Origin of the sequence: Flavobacterium sp., from assembly GCF_046153165.1 — a bacterium.
In the GTDB taxonomy this organism is placed as follows: Bacteria; Bacteroidota; Bacteroidia; order Flavobacteriales; family Flavobacteriaceae; genus Flavobacterium.
In genome coordinates this window covers 22,664-41,941 of the sequence record NZ_JBJXEN010000070.1, presented here as the reverse complement: position 1 = coordinate 41,941, position 19,278 = coordinate 22,664, and the positions used below count along the sequence as shown (strand labels likewise).

At 33.8% G+C, this 19,278-nt stretch carries 11 protein-coding genes; 3 read left to right on the top strand and 8 right to left on the bottom strand.

What is annotated here, in order from left to right; genetic code table 11:
• The first annotated feature begins 47 nt into the window (after nt 1–47).
• Entirely contained in the window at nt 48–668 is a 621-nt protein-coding gene (locus tag ACKVOV_RS08005; RefSeq protein WP_409206239.1) for a DUF4230 domain-containing protein, read from the top strand.
• Here ACKVOV_RS08005 and ACKVOV_RS08000 read toward each other — a convergent pair whose 3' ends face one another.
• From ACKVOV_RS08000 to ACKVOV_RS07985, 4 genes are all read right to left on the bottom strand, one after another.
• Nucleotides 669–2,426, bottom strand: coding sequence for an aromatic amino acid hydroxylase (locus ACKVOV_RS08000; protein ID WP_409206238.1), 1,758 nt, complete (start codon nt 2,424–2,426; stop codon nt 669–671).
• A gap of 116 nt (nt 2,427–2,542) precedes the next feature.
• The gene (locus tag ACKVOV_RS07995; protein ID WP_409206237.1) at nt 2,543–3,073 is read right to left on the bottom strand and encodes a DUF4136 domain-containing protein; all 531 of its coding nucleotides are present in this window, start codon (nt 3,071–3,073) and stop codon (nt 2,543–2,545) included.
• 61 nt (nt 3,074–3,134) lie between these two features.
• Nucleotides 3,135–5,111 (bottom strand): urocanate hydratase, encoded by a 1,977-nt coding sequence (locus tag ACKVOV_RS07990; RefSeq protein WP_409206236.1) that lies wholly within the window; start codon nt 5,109–5,111, stop codon nt 3,135–3,137.
• A 7-nt stretch (nt 5,112–5,118) separates the two neighbouring features.
• Nucleotides 5,119–5,304: a DUF5522 domain-containing protein gene (locus ACKVOV_RS07985; RefSeq protein WP_409206235.1), complete on the bottom strand. Its 186-nt coding sequence runs from the start codon at nt 5,302–5,304 to the stop codon at nt 5,119–5,121.
• Nucleotides 5,305–5,330: 26 nt separating this feature from the next.
• Here ACKVOV_RS07985 and ACKVOV_RS07980 point away from each other — a divergent pair, with 26 nt between their 5' ends.
• Nucleotides 5,331–5,657, top strand: coding sequence for a hypothetical protein (locus ACKVOV_RS07980; protein WP_409206234.1), 327 nt, complete (start codon nt 5,331–5,333; stop codon nt 5,655–5,657).
• Nucleotide 5,658: 1 nt separating this feature from the next.
• Here ACKVOV_RS07980 and ACKVOV_RS07975 read toward each other — a convergent pair whose 3' ends face one another.
• On the bottom strand, nt 5,659–10,485 hold the full coding sequence (locus ACKVOV_RS07975) for a GEVED domain-containing protein (RefSeq protein WP_409206233.1): 4,827 nt from the start codon (nt 10,483–10,485) through the stop codon (nt 5,659–5,661).
• A gap of 218 nt (nt 10,486–10,703) precedes the next feature.
• A complete protein-coding gene (locus tag ACKVOV_RS07970) occupies nt 10,704–15,677 on the bottom strand; it encodes a GEVED domain-containing protein (protein ID WP_409206232.1) in 4,974 nt (1,657 codons plus the stop codon).
• 203 nt (nt 15,678–15,880) lie between these two features.
• On the opposite strand from ACKVOV_RS07970, the gene ACKVOV_RS07965 reads away from it, so the two are divergent.
• Complete coding sequence (locus ACKVOV_RS07965) at nt 15,881–17,749, top strand: T9SS sorting signal type C domain-containing protein (protein WP_409206231.1); 1,869 nt, start codon at nt 15,881–15,883, stop codon at nt 17,747–17,749.
• 114 nt (nt 17,750–17,863) lie between these two features.
• On the opposite strand, the gene ACKVOV_RS07960 is transcribed toward ACKVOV_RS07965, so the two are convergent.
• Together ACKVOV_RS07960 and ACKVOV_RS07955 are read right to left on the bottom strand one after the other, a co-directional pair.
• A complete protein-coding gene (locus ACKVOV_RS07960; RefSeq protein ID WP_409206230.1) occupies nt 17,864–18,814 on the bottom strand; it encodes a GSCFA domain-containing protein in 951 nt (316 codons plus the stop codon).
• Between the two features lie 95 nt (nt 18,815–18,909).
• Nucleotides 18,910–19,251, bottom strand: coding sequence for a hypothetical protein (locus ACKVOV_RS07955; RefSeq protein WP_409206229.1), 342 nt, complete (start codon nt 19,249–19,251; stop codon nt 18,910–18,912).
• Nucleotides 19,252–19,278 lie beyond the last annotated feature (27 nt).

Below are 19,278 nucleotides of genomic sequence, written 5' to 3'. Positions count from 1 at the left end.
ATGTTTTGGTTTCAGCTTAATTTTATATTTTTATAAAAAATAATAAAATGCGAAATAGAATATTATCAGGAATAGGAATTATAGTTGCCATTATTATATTATTCAAATTTTGTACGTTTAAAAAAAATGACAGTTCAAATTTAGAGAATAATACAGCCCTAATTCAGCAACAGATAGTTAATGTTGGGAAGCTTGTTGTGACAGAAGGGCATTTTGCTGAAGTTTTAACCTATAAAGATCAAGATACTTATTTTGGTGGGATGGTTTCTTTTGATAAAAAAGCATTAATTGTAGTAAATGCAGATGTAACTGTTGCTTATGATTTGCATCAAATGAAATATGATATCAACGAAAAAACGAAAACAATTACAATTCTTAATATTCCTAAGGAAGAAATAAAAATTTCTCCAGATATTCAGTTTTATGATGTAGATCAAAGTAAGTTAAATCCTTTTACAGGTGACGATTATAATAAAATAAACAAACAAGCTAAAGCTAGTTTAGCTAAAAAAATAGAAAAATCGACACTAAAATCTAATGCTCAAAACCGATTAATTTCCGAATTGTCTAAAATGTTAATTCTGACTAATTCTATGGGTTGGAAATTGCAATATGAGGGAAATATTATTGGAAAAGAAAGTGATTTTTCTGCCAAAATAAAACCTTAATTACAAAACTGACTCCTTTTCTAAAATTAATTCTAATCCGTTACTAATTAATTTTTTTACTTCTGGACGAGAATTTTTTAAAGTCTCTAAGTGAGAAATCACTTTTGAAGCCAAAACTGTATTTTTAGAATGTATTAATTCTACTATTTCAACTGGAAGTAACCAATCTTTGGGATGATTCTGAGTCACTTTTTCAAAAGTATTTTCTAAAGAGAGTTGAGTTGATTTCCCTTCTCTAATATCACGAACATTTTGATACAAATCTTCTAATTCTTTACGTTCAGCAGTTTTGATTGATTTGATAGTTTTAGATGAAGGCACATGTGTAATCATATCAAAACTATTTACATCGGCTGGGCCGGAGAAAGCTGAAATTACTTTTTTGCCAACAGCCATATCATAAATCCCCCATTCTGGTTGAAATAAGATAGTCTCTCCATGCGTAACAGTACAGTTTTTGAAACTAATTAGTATAATTTCACCTTGTAGGTTTCTAGAACCAGTAACTATTTCTCCAGTAACCGTAATGTTTCCCTCAAATTCTAATGTTACTTTTTCAGCTTCATATATATCATAAGCACGTAAATCTCGTGGACTCATGTCTTCGATAGCAAGATTGATGCCTTTTAGTTTCCCAATTGGACTTCCAAAACCTTCGGCATGGTAATTTGTACCATGTCCTACTAATTCCTTTTCTCTATATGATAAGGCCGTTTTTCCTTTAGTTTGTATATACACTGGCTTTCCATCATCTTCAATAACATTGGTAAATAAACCAGATATTTGAATTCCAGTACTCAATTCAATTGTCCCTATTGCTTGTGAATTAATTAGTTTTTTAATTCCAGATAAACCGCCAGTTCTAAGAGCCATTTTGTTTGCAAATTCTTCAAGAACAAGGCTTAGATGAGCGAAATCTGGGGTTACAAAAAGTTGAGGTTGAGGTTTAGTAATATCGAAACTTTTGTTTGAGGCATCGATAGAGTAGGGTATTTTTTCTACTTCATCTGTCATGCACCAAGCACTTTCTCCAATAGATGAAAGTAAACCAGCTCCATATATTTTGGGATTTTCTATAGTTCCTATTAGACCGTATTCTACAGTCCACCAGTGTAGATTTCGAATTTGTGCCATTTCCGATGGTTCGCCCATGTTATTCTGAAGAAAATCAACTTGCTTTTCGGCAGCATCAATTTCAGATTGTGGTGTTCCTTCGGCTTCTTTTACAATTGATAATAATCGAACAGCTTCATACAATTCATAATCTCGTGATGAAGATATGGCTTTGCATCCTATTTCTCCGAAACGTCTTAAGTATTCTGCATATTCTGGATTAGCAATAATAGGAGCGTGGCCAGCTCCTTCATGTATGATGTCTGGTGCGGGAGTATATTCTATATGTTCCAGTTGTCTTATATCACAAGCAATTACAAGAACATTATAGGCTTGAAATTCCATAAAAGCGTTTGGCGGAATAAACCCATCAACAGCAACAGCAGCCCAACCAATTTCTTTTAGAATTCGATTCATGCCGTACATGTTTGGAATATTATCGACAGCAATTCCAGTTTTTTTCAATCCTTCTAAATAAGAACTATGAGCAACTTTTGATAAATAATCTACGTTTTTACGCATCACATATCTCCACACAGCTTGATTTATAGGGGTGTAGTCACTATAATCTTGCGGCTTTATAAATTGCTTTAGATGTTTAGGTAGTCTGTCAATCAGCGGGTTGCTTTCAAAAGGAGCTTCCATAATGTTGTAATTGTTATTTGATGTAAAATTAAGAATTAAAAAAGGTATTTTTTAGTTTATTGTATAAAAAAAACCGAAACTTTTTTGTTCCGGTTTCTATAGAAACTTTTTAATACTTATTTTTTTACAGGTGGATACTGTGCTAATATACTGGTAACAAAACATTTTATATTTTCATCTTTTTTGTCTGTATTTTTTGTTAAATATCCCACACCTTCACCTTGCCAAATTAACTCTTTTTTGTTAGCATCTATCAAATCGATGATTAGTGTTCCTTCGGTATTTGTACTTACATTATAATTACCTCCCCAATATGGATTCCAACCAAAGCCCCAACCGTAACCATATCCTGCATAAAACTGATTTACATTAATGTTTTTTTCTGCTTTTGTAGTGAAGTTAATTAGCATATCTGGTGTTTCACTTTTAGTAAAACCTTTAGCAGTCATTTCTTCATCAATAGATCTGAGTATTCGTTTTTTATCTAAATCGGAGATTTCTACTTTATCTATACCTGTTTTATAAAAAGCATAGGTTTTGTAAGTTGAAAAATCTACTTTTTTGTCATAATCTGAATTTACTCTTACGGAACTACATGAGGTTAGTAAGAATAGTATTAATACCGATAATAATTTAATTGTTCTCATAATTTAATTGTTTTAAGGTTCAGGTGTTTAAAGTTATCATTAGAACCTAATTAACTTTAAACTAAAATAACTTTTCATCTACTATATTAGGGATGGTAATTTTTAATAATGGTTGCGTCGCCATCGCTCTTTTTATGGCAAAAATCGCATTGTCGTTTCTTGCCCAGCTTCTTCTTGATATTCCGTTGTTTACATCCCAAAAAAGCATCGATTCTAATCGTTTTGAAGCTTCTTTAGAGCCATCAAGAACCATACCAAAACCTCCATTTATTACTTCTCCCCAACCAACTCCACCACCATTGTGTATAGATACCCAAGTTGCGCCACGGAAGCTGTCTCCAATCACATTTTGTATCGCCATATCGGCAGTAAAACGAGAACCATCATATATATTTGAAGTTTCTCTATAAGGTGAATCGGTTCCTGAAACATCATGATGGTCGCGACCAAGAATTACTGTTCCAATTTCTCCTTTAGCAATAGCTTGATTAAAAGCTTCTGCTATTTTTATTCTGCCTTCGGCATCAGCATAAAGGATTCGGGCTTGTGAGCCAACTACTAATTTGTTTTCTTGAGCACCTTTTATCCAAGTGATATTATCTTGCATTTGTTGTTGAATCTCTTCTGGTGAGTTTTGTATCATTTCTTCTAAAACTGAGCAAGCAATAGCATCGGTTTTTGCTAAATCTTCAGGTTTTCCAGAAGCACAAACCCAACGAAAAGGACCAAAACCATAATCAAAACACATAGGTCCCATGATATCTTGTACGTAACTTGGATAACGAAAATCGATATGATTTTCTGCCATAATATCGGCGCCAGCACGTGAAGCTTCTAGGAGAAAAGCATTTCCGTAGTCGAAAAAATAAGTTCCTTTTGCAGTGTGTTTATTTATGGCTGTAGTGTGTCTGCGTAATGTTTTTTGAACTTCTTCTTTAAATTTTTCAGGATTTTTAGACATCATTTCATTCGATTCTTCAAATGAAAATCCAGTAGGGTAGTAGCCACCAGCCCACGGATTGTGTAAGGAAGTTTGGTCAGATCCTAAATCGATATGTATACTTTCTTCGTCAAATCGTTCCCAAACATCAACTACATTTCCTAAATAAGCAAGGGAAACAATTTCTTTGTTGGCTTTGGCCAAAATTACTCTGGCAACCAATTCATCTATATTTTCAAAAACTTCATTTATCCAACCTTGACTGTGGCGAATGTGTGTGATTTTTGGATTTACTTCGGCACAAACAGTGATGCAACCCGCAATATTCCCTGCTTTGGGTTGTGCGCCAGACATTCCTCCCAATCCTGAGGTTACAAATAATCCCCCTGAAGTTGCTTTTTTAATTTTTCTGAAGCCATTCAAAACCGTGATGGTTGTTCCGTGTACAATTCCTTGCGGACCAATATACATATAACTTCCAGCAGTCATTTGTCCGTATTGAGAGACACCAAGAGCATTCATTCTTTCCCAATCATCTGGTTTGGAATAATTAGGAATCACCATTCCATTGGTAACTACAACCCTTGGAGCTTCTTTGTGCGAAGGGAATAAGCCCATTGGGTGACCTGAATACATTGATAGCGTTTGTTCATCTGTCATTTCAGACAAGTATTGCATCGTGAGTAGATATTGTGCCCAATTGGAGAAAACAGCACCGTTTCCTCCATAAGTTATTAACTCGTGAGGATGTTGGGCTACAGCATAATCGAGGTTATTCTGAATCATAAGCATGATGGCTTTTGCCTGCTCACATTTTCCAGGATACTCAGAAATTGGTCTTGCTTTCATTTCGTAATCTGGACGAAAACGATACATGTAAATTCGTCCGTAAGTTTCTAATTCTTGAGAGAATTCTTGGATTAATTCTTTATGGTGTTCTGCATCAAAATAGCGTAAAGCATTTTTTAAAGCTAATTTTTTTTCATCTGCGGAAAGAATTTCTTTTCTTTTTGGCGCATGATTTATGGCTAAATCGTATGGTTTAAGGGTTGGAAGTGTAGTTGGAATTCCTTGTTGTATTTGTTCTTGGAAAGTCATCGTGTGTTTATTTGTTTAATCGTTTGATTGTGTTTGTTTTTTTGTCAAAGCCATAAGGGCAATGGCGACAGCCGCTTTTGCAACAATGTCCACGTTTTAAGTGGTGTTTCTCTGTAAAACATTTGTAGCCTTCGGGGGTGTAATAAAAATCTTCGCCTTCTATGAGTTTATTTTCTTTACTTTGTGAATTCATAATTACAAATTTATAAACTTTAAAGTATGTTTCTAATTGTTTCTAAATATTTAATTCCAAAAAAATACCGAGGACTTACTTTTTTTCCGTTTATAATTATTAAAGATGGTTGTGATAAGTCAAATGTGATTTTAATAAATCACGAGAAAATACATATCCGGCAGCAGTTGGAATTACTTATTTTACCTTTTTATGTTTGGTATTTTTTAGATTTTTTAATAAAAATGATTAGATATAAAGATAAGAATAAAGCTTATAAAAATATTATTTTTGAAAGAGAGGCTTATGCAAATGAAAAAGACCTTGATTATTTAAAATCAAGGTCTTTTTGGAGTTTTTTAAATTATTTGTAATTTAGTAAATTACTTTTTTTATTACTATTTTATTATTTTCTAAAATTACTTTAACGATTAGTACATTAGTTGTTGGTCTTAATTCGTTTAGCGTTATTTCATTTTTGTTTATATTTTTCTTATCTAAAAGTGTTTTGCCTAAAACATCATAAACAATAATATCTTTTATAGATTCAGCTGTTGATGTCACATTCATGTTGCCATTATTATTGAAAACTTTCACTAAATCATTATAATCCATATCACTATTTTGCAATGTGTTTTTAGTATAACGAATTACAAAACGGTTGTTTATTATACCTTGATTTTCTGTAAATTGATACGGTTTTTCTGTAAGATTGTGGATGATATTTAGTGATTTATCTTCAAGATAAACAATTTGAGCACCAGCTGTAAATAATCCATCAACATCTGCTATAGCAATATTATATGTTCCCGAAGTAGGAATTTGTACTCCCATTGGGATAGTATCATTAATATCGAATGGAATCGCTTTCCCTTGAATAATCATTGGATTTCCATTTATCAAAGAATAGAAGTTTTGGCTTGGTTTGTTATCTGTAAACATATCATATAAACGGTCTTCAGCTTCTGTTGCTCCATCTACGTAACCTATAAGAGTTCTGTTTATTTCACCTGTTGGCGATACAAGATCTAACCAAATTCTATTTTTCTCGACGATATTTGATCTGTTTGCGTTTTTATAAAACTGATTGTTAGCAAAAGTAGCGCTTCTCATCGAATTATTGAAAGTAACTGTACTTGAGCCAGCAGCTCCAGCATTCATTAAAACCATAAACCCTTGACCAGAACCAATTTTGTAATCACCAGCTCCACTTGTTGCACCTGTTAAGTTGACAGTAATATAATCAGAAGGGAAGTAATTTACTATAAAATTTTCGTAAAATGGGTCAACCGTATTTGTTGGTAATAATCCATGTGACCAAATTTTAACGCTCCCAACGATATTACTGTTAGCAGGTAATGATAAAAATTCGTTTACACCAATAGCTGACGGATAAGGATTTCCTATTAGATTCCAGTTGTCATCTGTAGCAGTTCTAGGAATTCCTTGAGTTCCTACAGTTGTGAAATTAGTGCCTCTAAAAATTGAAGGAGAAAATATTCCATTATTTGGTGTTCCTATAAAATTTGCAGTTAACGCGGTAGTAGCAGCATTTGTAAATCCAGTTGGCGCACGAAGGATATATCCAGTCGCTGGAACCATATTTTCTGTAGTATTTATCCAGTATCCTTGGCCTCCGTTAGGATTCGAAGTAGTTGCTCCCCATTTAAATATATAACTTGCAGGTGTTAATGGTGATATGCTTTGAACTGGAAATGTTCCAGTTAGTAAATTACCTACTGGAGATGACCAATAACAATAATCTTGTAAACGAAGATTTGCTATACGCTCCATATTAATATTTCCAGAGTTGGTAACATTATTTACTTGCACTAAACTTCCTGTGTTTTTAATATTAAAAGCACCTCCAGCTATAACAGTCACTGCGTTAGTTACAGTGATACTATAGCCAGCATTAATTGTTAAAACACCTCCGTTTTGTACTGTTACACTACAAGCCAATGCATTTACACCTGTTCCAACAATTGGATCATTTGTTACATTTGGAATACTTACAGACTGAGCAGAAGTAGGAACGCCTGAAGGAGTCCAGTTGCCAGCAGTATTCCAGTTTGTACTTACGGAACCATTCCAAGTTTTATCAGTGTTAACAGTTACGGTTGTTTGAGCAGTATTTGAATAAACAAGGCCATTACATAATGTATAAGTTAACTCTGCAGTATATACTGTTGTTGCTGCAGGACATACGCTTATAGTAGCTGTGGTTCCTACAACAGGTCCAGTAGTTCCTGCTCCTTCATACCATTTTATTGAAGTTGGAACATTTGCACCAGATGGTGTAAAACGCCATGCTTCGTTTGTAGCAGTCCAATTGGTGTCTAGACCATTTCTGCCAGGAGCTACGGTTGCTAATGTTCCTGTTGCATCTTGAAGACCAACAATTGCATTACCGTCATTCCAAGGGGTAACATTGTTATTGTCAATTTTTTTCTCTTTAATGTAGACTTCAATGATATTTGTATTTTCATATAAAACCATCATTCCTGTATAAAGGATTGTATTGTCTGAAAACATTGGAACATTACTCCATGAAGCAACTAATGCTCTACATCCAGTATTCAGAGTAATTAATTCCCAACCTACTTCTCCTCCCTTACTTGGATCTATATCGTGATAAACTCCATAAATTGAATTGGCAAATAATGCACCTGTTGTGCTTGGTAAACTGTCAGCAAAAGAATAACCAGATGAAGTTCCTGCTTTTGTAGCGTCAAAAGTTAATACTCCATTAGAACCTATTACACATTGATTATAAGTGTTTCCATAAAAACAAAAGTTAAAAGGTAAATTAACTAAAGGAGACCATTTGTCATCAATATTAACACTTACAGGATTTCTCATGCAATTAAATTGATAAGGAGGTGCGTAAGCTATTGAAGCTACAGTATAACTTGTAGTTTGTTTAATAGGTGAAAATGTAGCTTCTAAATTTGCGCATGCTGCTGTAGAGCATGTTATTGCTGGTGCTGGTGCACCACTTAATCCTAAGCCTCCAGAGATTGTATTTGGACAACCTAATGTAGTTACTCCCGTTCCAGGTCCAATAGAGCATGTTGGTTGCGTAAATGTTGTTGTACCAACCCATACGCCAGTTCCAGTGCCTGAAGCCGTGCAATTTGCTCTTACCCAAAAATAGTATGTAGTGCCTGCTGTTAAACCTGTTAAAGTTACAGATGTTATTCCTGCGCCTACTGAACCTGTTGGTGCTGCAGCTGCAGCTGGAAAAGCATTTGTTGTTGATAAAATATATTGATAGCCACTAGCTGGTGCAGGAACTCCTGCTGTCCAACTGATTGTACTTGATGTTGATGATACTATAAAGACAGAAACAGTAGTAGGATTACCAGCACAAGGTAATGGAGAGGATACTGTAAAAGTATAATCTTCAGTTTCTGAGCTAGTTGTAGATCCGCAAGCAGTTGGGTCAGTTGATGAACCATTTGCGACAATTCTCATTCTATAATTTCCAACAGAAGCGGTAGGTGGCACGCTAAAAGTTCCAGTAGCTGTAGATACATAAGCACCACTAGCATATACTTTTTCTCCTGCATCGTTAAAATCTAAATCATTATTCCAATCTACCCAAATATTAAAACCTGAAGTTCCTCCAGAAATAGTTGCTGAAAAACTAACTGAGCCTGAAGCTACTTGACTTACAACTTGTGCTGTAAAATTACCATAACCACCTGCTGAAAGCCCAGAACCATTGTTAGTTATATTTGCTGTTCCTCCTGATGTTGAGAAATCATTAGTATAATAAAATGATCCTGTTGAAGTTGATGAGCAATATCCTGTAAAAAATGAAGATCCAACCCATGAGCTAAAATCTCCTGCGCCGCAATCTGATCTTACAAAAACATAATAGGTTGTGTTTGCCGTTAATCCAGTAAAAGAGGCAGTTGTTCCAGCGACAGGAGTTCCTGCTCCGCCTGGTAACGTATTACTAGTTGATATAACATATTGGTAACCTGCTGGTGCAGTTCCTAGAGTTGGTGCACTCCAAGATGCATTTCCGGCAGTTGTAGAACTTGCATTTGCAGCTAATCCAGTTGGAGAATAACAAGTTGGAGGTGTAGTTACTTGTATTCTGTAATCTTCTGCCTCGGTATAAGTCTCACTACTACAAGCTGGAGGGTCAGTGTTTAAAAAATGACTAACAACTCTCATGCGATAATTTCCAACAGCTTGTGCACCTGGAATATTGAATGTGCCTGTTGAAGAAGAAACATAACCACCTGAGGCATATACTTTTTCTCCAGCGTCTGCAAAATCAAAATCGTTATTCCAATCGACCCATATATTTATTCCGTGAGTACTTGAACTCATATTTACTCCAAAGTTTATTGCACCACCTGCAATTTGACTCACTACTTGACTAGCATAATAATCTCCATATCCTCCCACAGAGAATGTTGTGGTGTTATTTATGTTAGAAAAACCGCCAGTGGTTGTAACATTACTTATCCAATAAGAACCACTGGTTGCTGTGTAAGCACATGGTCCTGTTGGAGCACTAGAAACTAAAGATATATTATCTATTGCTCCTGGAGGTTGTGTTCCTACGCTTCCGTCATTTGTCCATTCGAAAACTAAGCGTACAGTTGTACCAGCATAAGCAGTTGGTAAAATTAAATTTGCAGTTGTCCAAGTTCCTTGTGAGCTAAAATCTCCACCTACTTGAATATTTCCTGTGGGAGCAGTCCCAGATGCTGTTATTCCAGTTCCGTAAGCAGGAGTTACGGTTGTTGGTACTACCCATATATTCATTTTATCTAAAGAAGATTCTCCTTGCCCAATCCATTTAAAGCTTAAAGCAATACTACTTTCTCCTGCAGGTATTGTGATGTCTCTATAAATATGAGTTACTCTAGCTGCAGTTACATCATATGTGTATGGAGGTGGGGTTCCTCCTCTATTTTGAGAAACATAAGCACATCTTGTACCTGAAAAGCCTGCTGTTGCTCCCGTACTGCAAACCCATTGGTTTCTAGTGGCTGTGCCAGAGGTATTAGTCCAGCCATTTGCCGCAAAAGTTGTACCAGTTTCAAAACCTCCTACTGTTGCAGGATTGATTATTGTAGTTTGTGCATTTATGCTGAAAAAATTTAGCAATAATAACACTGTAAAAGCTATAAAAGAGCATAGTTGTCTATGCTTTTTTTCAAAATAATTGTGTTTCATAAGGGTTTAATTTATGTTTTTGGATTACGAAAAATATAAAAAATATTGATATAAACAAATTATTATGTAAAATTATTATTAAACAATTATTAATATTTATGCGAATGTGTTATTGCCATTGCGTTTTTGTCTTATTTTAAAAATATTAATTTTTACTAAAAAAGACCTCGACTAATTAAAGAAGAGGTCTTTTTTTAAAATTTTAATATAATGTAAATTTAGTAAATCACTTTTTTAATGACAACATTGTTGTTTTCTAAAATAACTTTTACAATAATAACATTAGTTGTTGATTTTAATTCATTTAAAGAGATTTCTTTTTTACTGATATCTTTTTTATCAACTAATATTTTTCCTAAAACATCATAAACTATAACTTCTTTTATAGATTGATTCATTGAAGAAATATTAATACTATTGTTAGCATAAATTTTAACTTCATTAGAATAATCGAAATCACTGTTTGATAATGTGTTATTTGTATATCTAAGAACAAAACGGTCATTTACAGTCCCTTGATTTTCTGTAAATTGATATTGTGAAGCTGTTAGATTATGAACAGTATTCAGTAATTTATCTTCTAAATAAACCGTCTGAACTCCATTAGCAAACACTCCATCTACAGTTGCAATCGCGATATTATAGGTTCCATTTGTAGGAATTTTAAGTCCTAAAGGGACAAGGTCATTATTGTCAAATGGTAATGATCTACCTTGTATAAGCATTGCTTCGTTATTAATTAATGAATAGAAATTTTGTGAGTTTTTATTATCGGTAAAGGCATCATACAAACGATCGTTTGCTTGAGTTGCTCCATCTAAATATCCAATAAGTGTTCTAGATACTGTTCCTGTTGACGAAACTAAATCTAACCAAATTCTATTTTGCTCACTAATTGTTGCTGAATGGTTTGAGGATCCATTTTTATAAAATTGCGTGTTTGCAAAGGTTGCATTTCTCATAGTATTGTTGAAAGTTACAGAACCTGATCCAGGCGCTCCTGCATTCATTAATACCATAAATCCTTGACCTGCTCCAATTTTATAGTTTCCAGGGCCGCTCGTTGCTCCAGTTGCATTAATTGTTAAATAATCTCCAGCTGTATAGTTGTATACAAAATCTTGATAAAAAGGGTCTGTAGCTATAGTAGTTGGTAATGTTCCATGAGTCCATATTTTAACGAAACCTTGTATGCTTGGATTTGCTGTTAAAAACTCATTTACCCCAAGTGATGACGGATAAGGGTTTCCTAAAAGATTCCAGTTGTCATCTGTAGCTGTTCTTGAGATGCCTTGTGTTCCAGCAGTTGTAAAATCTGTTCCTCTAAAAATAGTAGGAGAGAAAGTACCATTATTAGGTACTCCAATAAAGTTTGCTGTTAACGGCGTAGTGGTAGCATTGTTAAATCCGTTTGCTCCACGAATAATATAACCTTTTGTTGGAATCATATTCTCATTAATATTACCCCAGTTTCCTTGACCTCCATTAGCATTAACTCCTGTTGTGAGCCAATTGAAAATATAATTTGTTGGTGTTGATGGAGATACACTTGTTACTGGAAACGTTCCAGTCAATAGATTTCCAACAGGGGATGACCAATAAGAATAATCGTTAAAACGAAGATTCGCAATACGTTCCATATTTATATTTCCCAAGTTTGTAAGATTGTCTATTTGTACTAAACTTGAGTTATTTTTAATATTGAATGTACCACCTGTATTTACATCAACTATTTCTTTTATTGTTAATGCATTTCCTGATTGTATTTCAAGAATTCCGCCATTTTTTATAGTTAAATTTTTACCGTTTCCTGCTGAACCTGTACTTAATGTTGTAGGGTTAGGTATAGCTGTTGGTATAATTACACAATTTGCTATAGTTGGGACAGTTGCTGGAGCCCAGTTACTTGCGGTATTCCAGTCACTGTTAGTTGAGCCTTTCCATATTTTTGTGTTGTTTGTAACATTTATTGTACCACTTGTAACACAACCATTATTTAAGTTAGAACTAACATTAATAATAAAAGAAGGTTGTTCTAATTGTGTTAGAGTTGGTCTAATATATATTGTATTGGCTGGTTGTCCATCATATGGAGTTGTAGTAGCTGTAGCATCATAAAAGCCATCTACACCACCACCAAGCGCAAAGAAAGGAGTTAGTGGTCTGTCTCCAAATAATTTCACATCGTCTATTGCTACACCATCACCTGCTAAACCACTTGCGGTACCATCTCCAAGCGCTCTTATTCTAATTTTCAAAAGTGTATTATTTATGTAACCAGACATAGGAAAGCTAGCTGTAATAAAGCTTGATCCGTAACCTTGGTCTGCTGTGTAAGTCCCTGCTGGTAAAGTTGTCCAAGTACCACCTCCATTTGTTGAAATTTCTACATTACAGTTTTCTATAGTTGGATTTATTCCATCTGCATAATATCTAGAATAAAATATTCTAAAACTTAGGGTTAGGTTTGTAAAGCCAGTAGAGTTTACACTACTTGCTAGTGTTAATGAGTTTTCCATAGGGACGGTCGGGAATGATCCAGAAAAATCATCAAAAGAAGTTAAGGCAAATTTATTTGTGCCAAAACCTGAGGTGATAGCTGGAAACCATCTTGCTCCAGATGGAACAAAAATACTTGTTTTGTTTTTCCATGCGGTTTTTGCTTTGTCAGCTGCGCTTGTCGCATCGCTATTTATATTTGTAAAAACACCCAGTGTTCCGGTTTCGAAATTCTCATTAATCAAATAAGCTACTTCATCATCTCCTGTAGCATCTAGCTGAATAATAGAATTCTCTCCACAAACTGTAACGTTAGGTGTGGCGATTATTAGTGCAGGAACTGGTTTTACTTCTACAAAAACAGGAGTTCTTACTAAGGATTCGCATGATCCTAAGGCAGTTGCATAATATGTTGTGCTTGTAGATATTGCTGGAGTTGTCCAGTTTGCCCCAGATGCGGTATTGCCTAATAACGTTCCGCCTGTTAGTGCATCATACCAATTTATAGTTCCTGCTGTGCTTGTTGCAGAAATTGTTGCAGTAACGGTTCCTGATACAGCACCACAAATCGCTGGATTGGTAATGCTGGTAATTATATTATCACATTTAGGAATTACTGTAAATAAATAATCTTCAGCTTCACCATAAGTTCTATAGTTAATTCCGCTAATAGTAATTGGATCAAAACTATTACATGAATTAAAATCAACTAATGTTTCTGCTCCATTGGAATTTCTGTATGTATTTTGTACTCTTACTCTAATTCTGTAATCACCTACAGGAGCATAGCTAGGTATTATAAAACCAAATGTTGTTGAAGAAAATAGAAATCCTCCAGGATTGTAAACTTCTTCACCTGCATCTAAAAAATCACCATCTTTATTCCAATCTACCCAAACTTTCCAAAAACCACGAACTGCATTAGATGATAATTTCATGTTAATGGCGCCGCCTTGAGCTTGAATACATTTTGGTCTTGCTGTCCAGTCTTGATAACCATCAGCAGGAGTGTCTGTTGTGCTTATAGTGCTTTGATCTAACATTGTTCCCACAAAATCTACGTTTGTTACATATAATCTGTCAGTTGCTACTGATGTTGTTGCGGGTGTACAATAGCCTGTTGGAACAGCTGGAGTTGTTGCATTACCGGTAAGTGGTACAACGTTTCGATATAAAGGACCTCCCGTACAAGCAGAGTTAAAAGAAAAAATATAAAAATAATAAGTTGTACTAAGATTTAATGCTCCAGCATTAAAATTATTATTTGCATCAATATCTACTACTGTATATCCAGCACCAACACTATCTCCAATACTATATGTAGTTCCATTAGCTGGTGTTGGTGCAATGTTTGATGTGCTTATAACTACTAAGTATTGATTTGGTCTAGGAGCTGCATGGGTAAATGTACCACCTATACTTTGTCCTACAGGAGTTAATATAAGTGCGGTTGGTTGTGTAGTAGGTGTTATGCAAGGTGTTTGAGCAATAACATTTACTATGTAATCTTCTGCTTGACCGTAACCCGCACCTGTTTGACATGGATCATTAGGATAACCTCCATATCGTTTCATTACTCTCATTTTTGTATTACCAAGTAATGCTCCAGAAGGCACAGATATACTACTTATTAACGTAATTGCATCAACGCCAGTTGAATTAAGTATAGATCCTAAACTGTATATTTCATTTGGATTATTACCAAAAACACCATTTTGATCCCAATCGATATAGGCTTTGAAAAAATCTTCAAAAGCGCCATCGGTATTTCCTTTTATGCTAATCTCATTATAAGATGAGCCTTGAACTACTGTTGCAGAAGATGAGCAAAAAACCTCTAAACTTGGTGTACCTCCAACAGTTGCAGACGTAGTATTATTAATCCCTGCAAAAGTAACATTAGTAATTGGCTCTATAGCATTTGTGAAAGTAGGCAAGCAATATGGTGAAATTATCGTGTATGTAATTGTAATTTGACCATTACTTCCATTACCTCCGTTTCTTCCACTACCACCTGAAATTCTTAATGCTCCGCCGCCGCCACTTCCGGGATTGGTTGCTCCATTACCATTACCGGTTGTGTTTCTTGAAGTTCCTCCTGCTAATGCGTTACAAGTCCCTCCAGCTGCTCCTAATAAAATTGTACCAAGAGATCCATTACCACCAGAAGTATCAGTTCCGCCGTTAATTGCACCACCAGTAGCAGTTCCTCCCGTTCCAATAGCTCCTTGATTTTGTCCACCACCATTACCGCCATTAGCGGTTATTGCTAAAATTGTAGTAGCTGTACCATTACCTCCATTATTAGCATTCCCGGTGCCTCCAGTGCCAACTGTATAAGCAATGATTTGACCAGGTACCACAGTCGCGGTATAAGTAGAATAACCACCACCACCACCACCAGATCCTCCATTTGGAGTGTTGTCTGCTGCGCCACCAGCGCCACCAGCGCCCCATGCACGTATTGTAATAGATGTTACATCACATGGAACTGTAAAATTACGTGTGCCTGGAGTATTGTCAGTAAAAGTTTGCGCATTTGCAACATTAAAACTAAAAAGGGTTGCAAATAAAAAAAATAAGCCGGTAAAGATTTTTGATTTATTTTTTTTCTCTGAATTATTTGAGAAAAAGGGTGGTTTTTTTAAAATAAAAATACCACCCAATTCATGGGTGAAGTAGTTATTTTTCATATGTATATATATTTAGATAATGTAAACTTAAAAATTATATACGTGATTACCAAACAAATAGTTTTATTTTACTTCATTTTATTTCGTTTTATCGGGTTTTAAAGTATTTCGTCGATTTTATTTGTAAAGTAAAGAAAGTCTATTATATTTCTTTATATTTGTTATAAACCTAAATTGAAATTGCTAACTCTAATTTTTAAATTATGAAAATCAATTATTTATTAACACTATTTTTATTAGGAATTACTGCTCAGGCACAAATGTATGTAAGCCCCAATTCTTATGTTTTTGTAAACGATCAATATGTCTTTGTTACGCAAGATGTAAATCTTAATGCAGCAACAAGCAATATTTATTTACGAAATAATTCACAGTTGTTGCAAGGAACTACAGCTGTTAATGGTGCTAATGTAGGTTTAGGTGCTTTGTCAGTATATCAGGAAGGTACTGTGAATAATTATCAATACAATTATTGGTGTTCTCCAGTTGGAGCTTCTAATGCTACTGTTGGAAATTCTGCTTTTGGAATTACACAACTTGGTATTCCTAGCACAAATTTAGACACAAGATCCTATACTACTGCATCAATATTGCCTATAGGTAATTATAATGGTGTTTCTGCAAATGGGTCACTTAGCATAGCTCCTTATTGGATTTGGACATTTAGGTCATCAACTTTATATTCTCAATGGTTTCAAATTGCTTCGGCATCAACACTTGCAGCTGGTGAAGGATTTACGATGAAAGGAACTAGTGGTTCAGACACATTTACTCCATTTACTGGATCTGGAGCAAACAATCCTGGAAGTAAACAACGTTATGATTTTAGAGGTAAACCAAATGATGGTACAATAAATAATTCTGTTACTAATGGGACATTTACTTTAATAGGAAATCCTTATCCAAGTACTATAGATATTAATCTTTTCTTAAGTGATGCAGGAAATGCTGCACTTATAAATGGTACTGCTTATTATTGGGAGCAAGCTGTTGTAAATTCACATTTAATAGCTTCTTATCAAGGTGGTTATGGTAAATATACTATTGGTGGAGGATATGTGCCAGCGGATATATGGTCTTATAATAGCGATGGGACATATAATGTAGATACAACTGTAAATGGTGCTGTTTATCAAAGAAGATTTCCGCCAATTGGTCAAGGATTTATGGTTATGGGTACTGCTACAGGAAGTGTTAGCATGAAAAATAGTTTTAGAAATTATATCAAAGAAGGAGCAGTTAATCTTTCTGAGTTTGCAAAAACCTCAGGAAAAGCTACTAATTCTCCGAATTCAGTTTATGATCCAAATTCTGAATTTTTTCCAGAAATACCTAACCTTGCTGGAGTAGATTATACACAAGTGAGAAAAACTTATGCCCCACAAATAAGAATTAATACTAAAATTAATGAAACAGGTATAATTCATACAGCTTTAGGTTTTGGAGATCAATATACTGATGGATTTGATTATAGTGGAGATGCTAGAGCAACTTCAGATGGAGCTCCTGCAAGCTTTTATTTTGTATTAGATAATCAGCCTTATGAGTTTGCAATGTCTCTAGCTAAATTTGATATTGATAAAAAATACCCTGTAGGTCTAAAGTCAACAGCTCAATCAAATTTTAAAATAAAAGTAGGTGATTTATTGTATGGTTTCGATCCAAATCAACAAGTATATATGCATGACAAACAAACGGATGTCTATTATAATATTAAAACTGGAGAATTTGATATGACTCTTCCTGCGGGAGATGTTAGAGATAGATTTGAAATTACTTTTAAAGAAAATGCGCTTAGCACAAATGACAATTCGATTGCTGATAATTTTACTGTTTTCCAAAACAATGATGGAGGATTTTTGACTATCAAAAACCCAAAAGCAATAGCTTTAAGTAACTGTGTTCTATATGATATTTCTGGAAAAGTAATTTTGTCTAAAACCAGTTTAGGTTCAAATCTTAGTTTTGAATATAGTACTTCAGGTTTAAGTGAAGGTGTATATATTGTAAAACTGACTACTGAAAAAAATGAAGTAGTTGCAAAGAAAATTTCTATATTTAATAAAAAATAACATCTTTATAAAGTTAAATAAAAAAGGAGCCCTAGGGTTCCTTTTTTGTTTTTCAGAGCTTTTTTACGAAATGGCAAAAGAGTATTTAAAAAATCATTAGAAAAAAATACATCTTTATCTAAAATTTATTTGTGGAAATTTCTCTTCTAAAAGCATTATTTTATTTTGAAGTTTCAATAAGAATTGTTGATGGCTTTTTGATTCAATATTAAAAGGTTTATGATGTAATGCTTTCTGAATATCACAGACTTGTTGCATTATAGGAAATTCTTTTGGATCAATATGATTTTCAAGAAATCGCTCCCAAATATAATCGATAGCTATCTGATTTGGATGTAACATGTCTTGGTTATAAAAACGGTAATCACGTAATTCGTCCATTATGACTTCATAGCTTGGAAAATAGCTAGCTGTTGGACTATTTTTGATAAATGAATGTAAAGCGGTAATTAAATGTGCCTTGCTTAATGTGTTTTCTACAAAACCATCTTTTATATGACGAACAGGAGAAATAGTAAAAATAAACTTTGCGGACTTATTGACTGATGAAATTAAAGAAATAATATTTTCTAAATTTTCTTGAATACTTTCAATTGAAAGTAACTCCTTTGTAAATTGCTTTTGTGGGACTTTATGGCAATTTGCAACAATTTCTTTGTTATCTATGTTTTTGTAAATCCAAGCAGTTCCTAATGTGATTATTATATGAGTTGATTCGGTAATTTGTTTATTTGTTGATTTAAGAATTGAATTAAGATTTTGAAGTAACTCATTTTTATTTAAATTACTTAAATCAGAATGTACCTCATAGCAATTCCAACGGTCATTATGAAAAAAAATATCTTTTTCAGTAAAAATATCATTCAAAATAACCCTTCTAATAATTTTTTCTAAAGAAGCTGTATTAAAAATAATTCCAAAAGGATTTACATTATTTTGAAACTTAAAATAGTCTAATTTATCTGAAATATTTTCTGCAAAGCAAGAACCCAAAGAAATTATTTTAGAATTGTAATTTATAGGGTAATTGTTGTTAGAAATTGGTATTTGAGTTCTAAATTGCATGATTAAATTTTTCGAAAATACTTGTTAATGAATGAGCTTTAAACAAAAAAAATCCCAAACTTTACGTTAGGGATTTTTATAATTTCAAACTAAAATTAGTTTATTAAATTCTTGTATAAACCTTTAGCAATAAGTTTTTGGATTAATTCGTCATTTAATGTAGCTCTTAATTTAGCATCAATTTCATTAGAAATTCCTTGTTTTTCAGCAACTGTAATGTTTTCTTTACTTAACATTTTATATTTTCTATAAAAAAGTTGATTTAAAGTTTCAGACATTGGATTAGTAATATCCATAACAGCAGTTAAAGATTCTACATTTTGCTTTGCTTTTTCTTCAATCGATAATTCTTTTTGAGTTGTTGCTTTCTCAGCTTGAGCATTTGCAGTCAATGAGAATGCGAAGAACAGAACGAATATTGATAGTGCTTTTTTCATAATTTGATGTAATAAATTAGGTTGTGA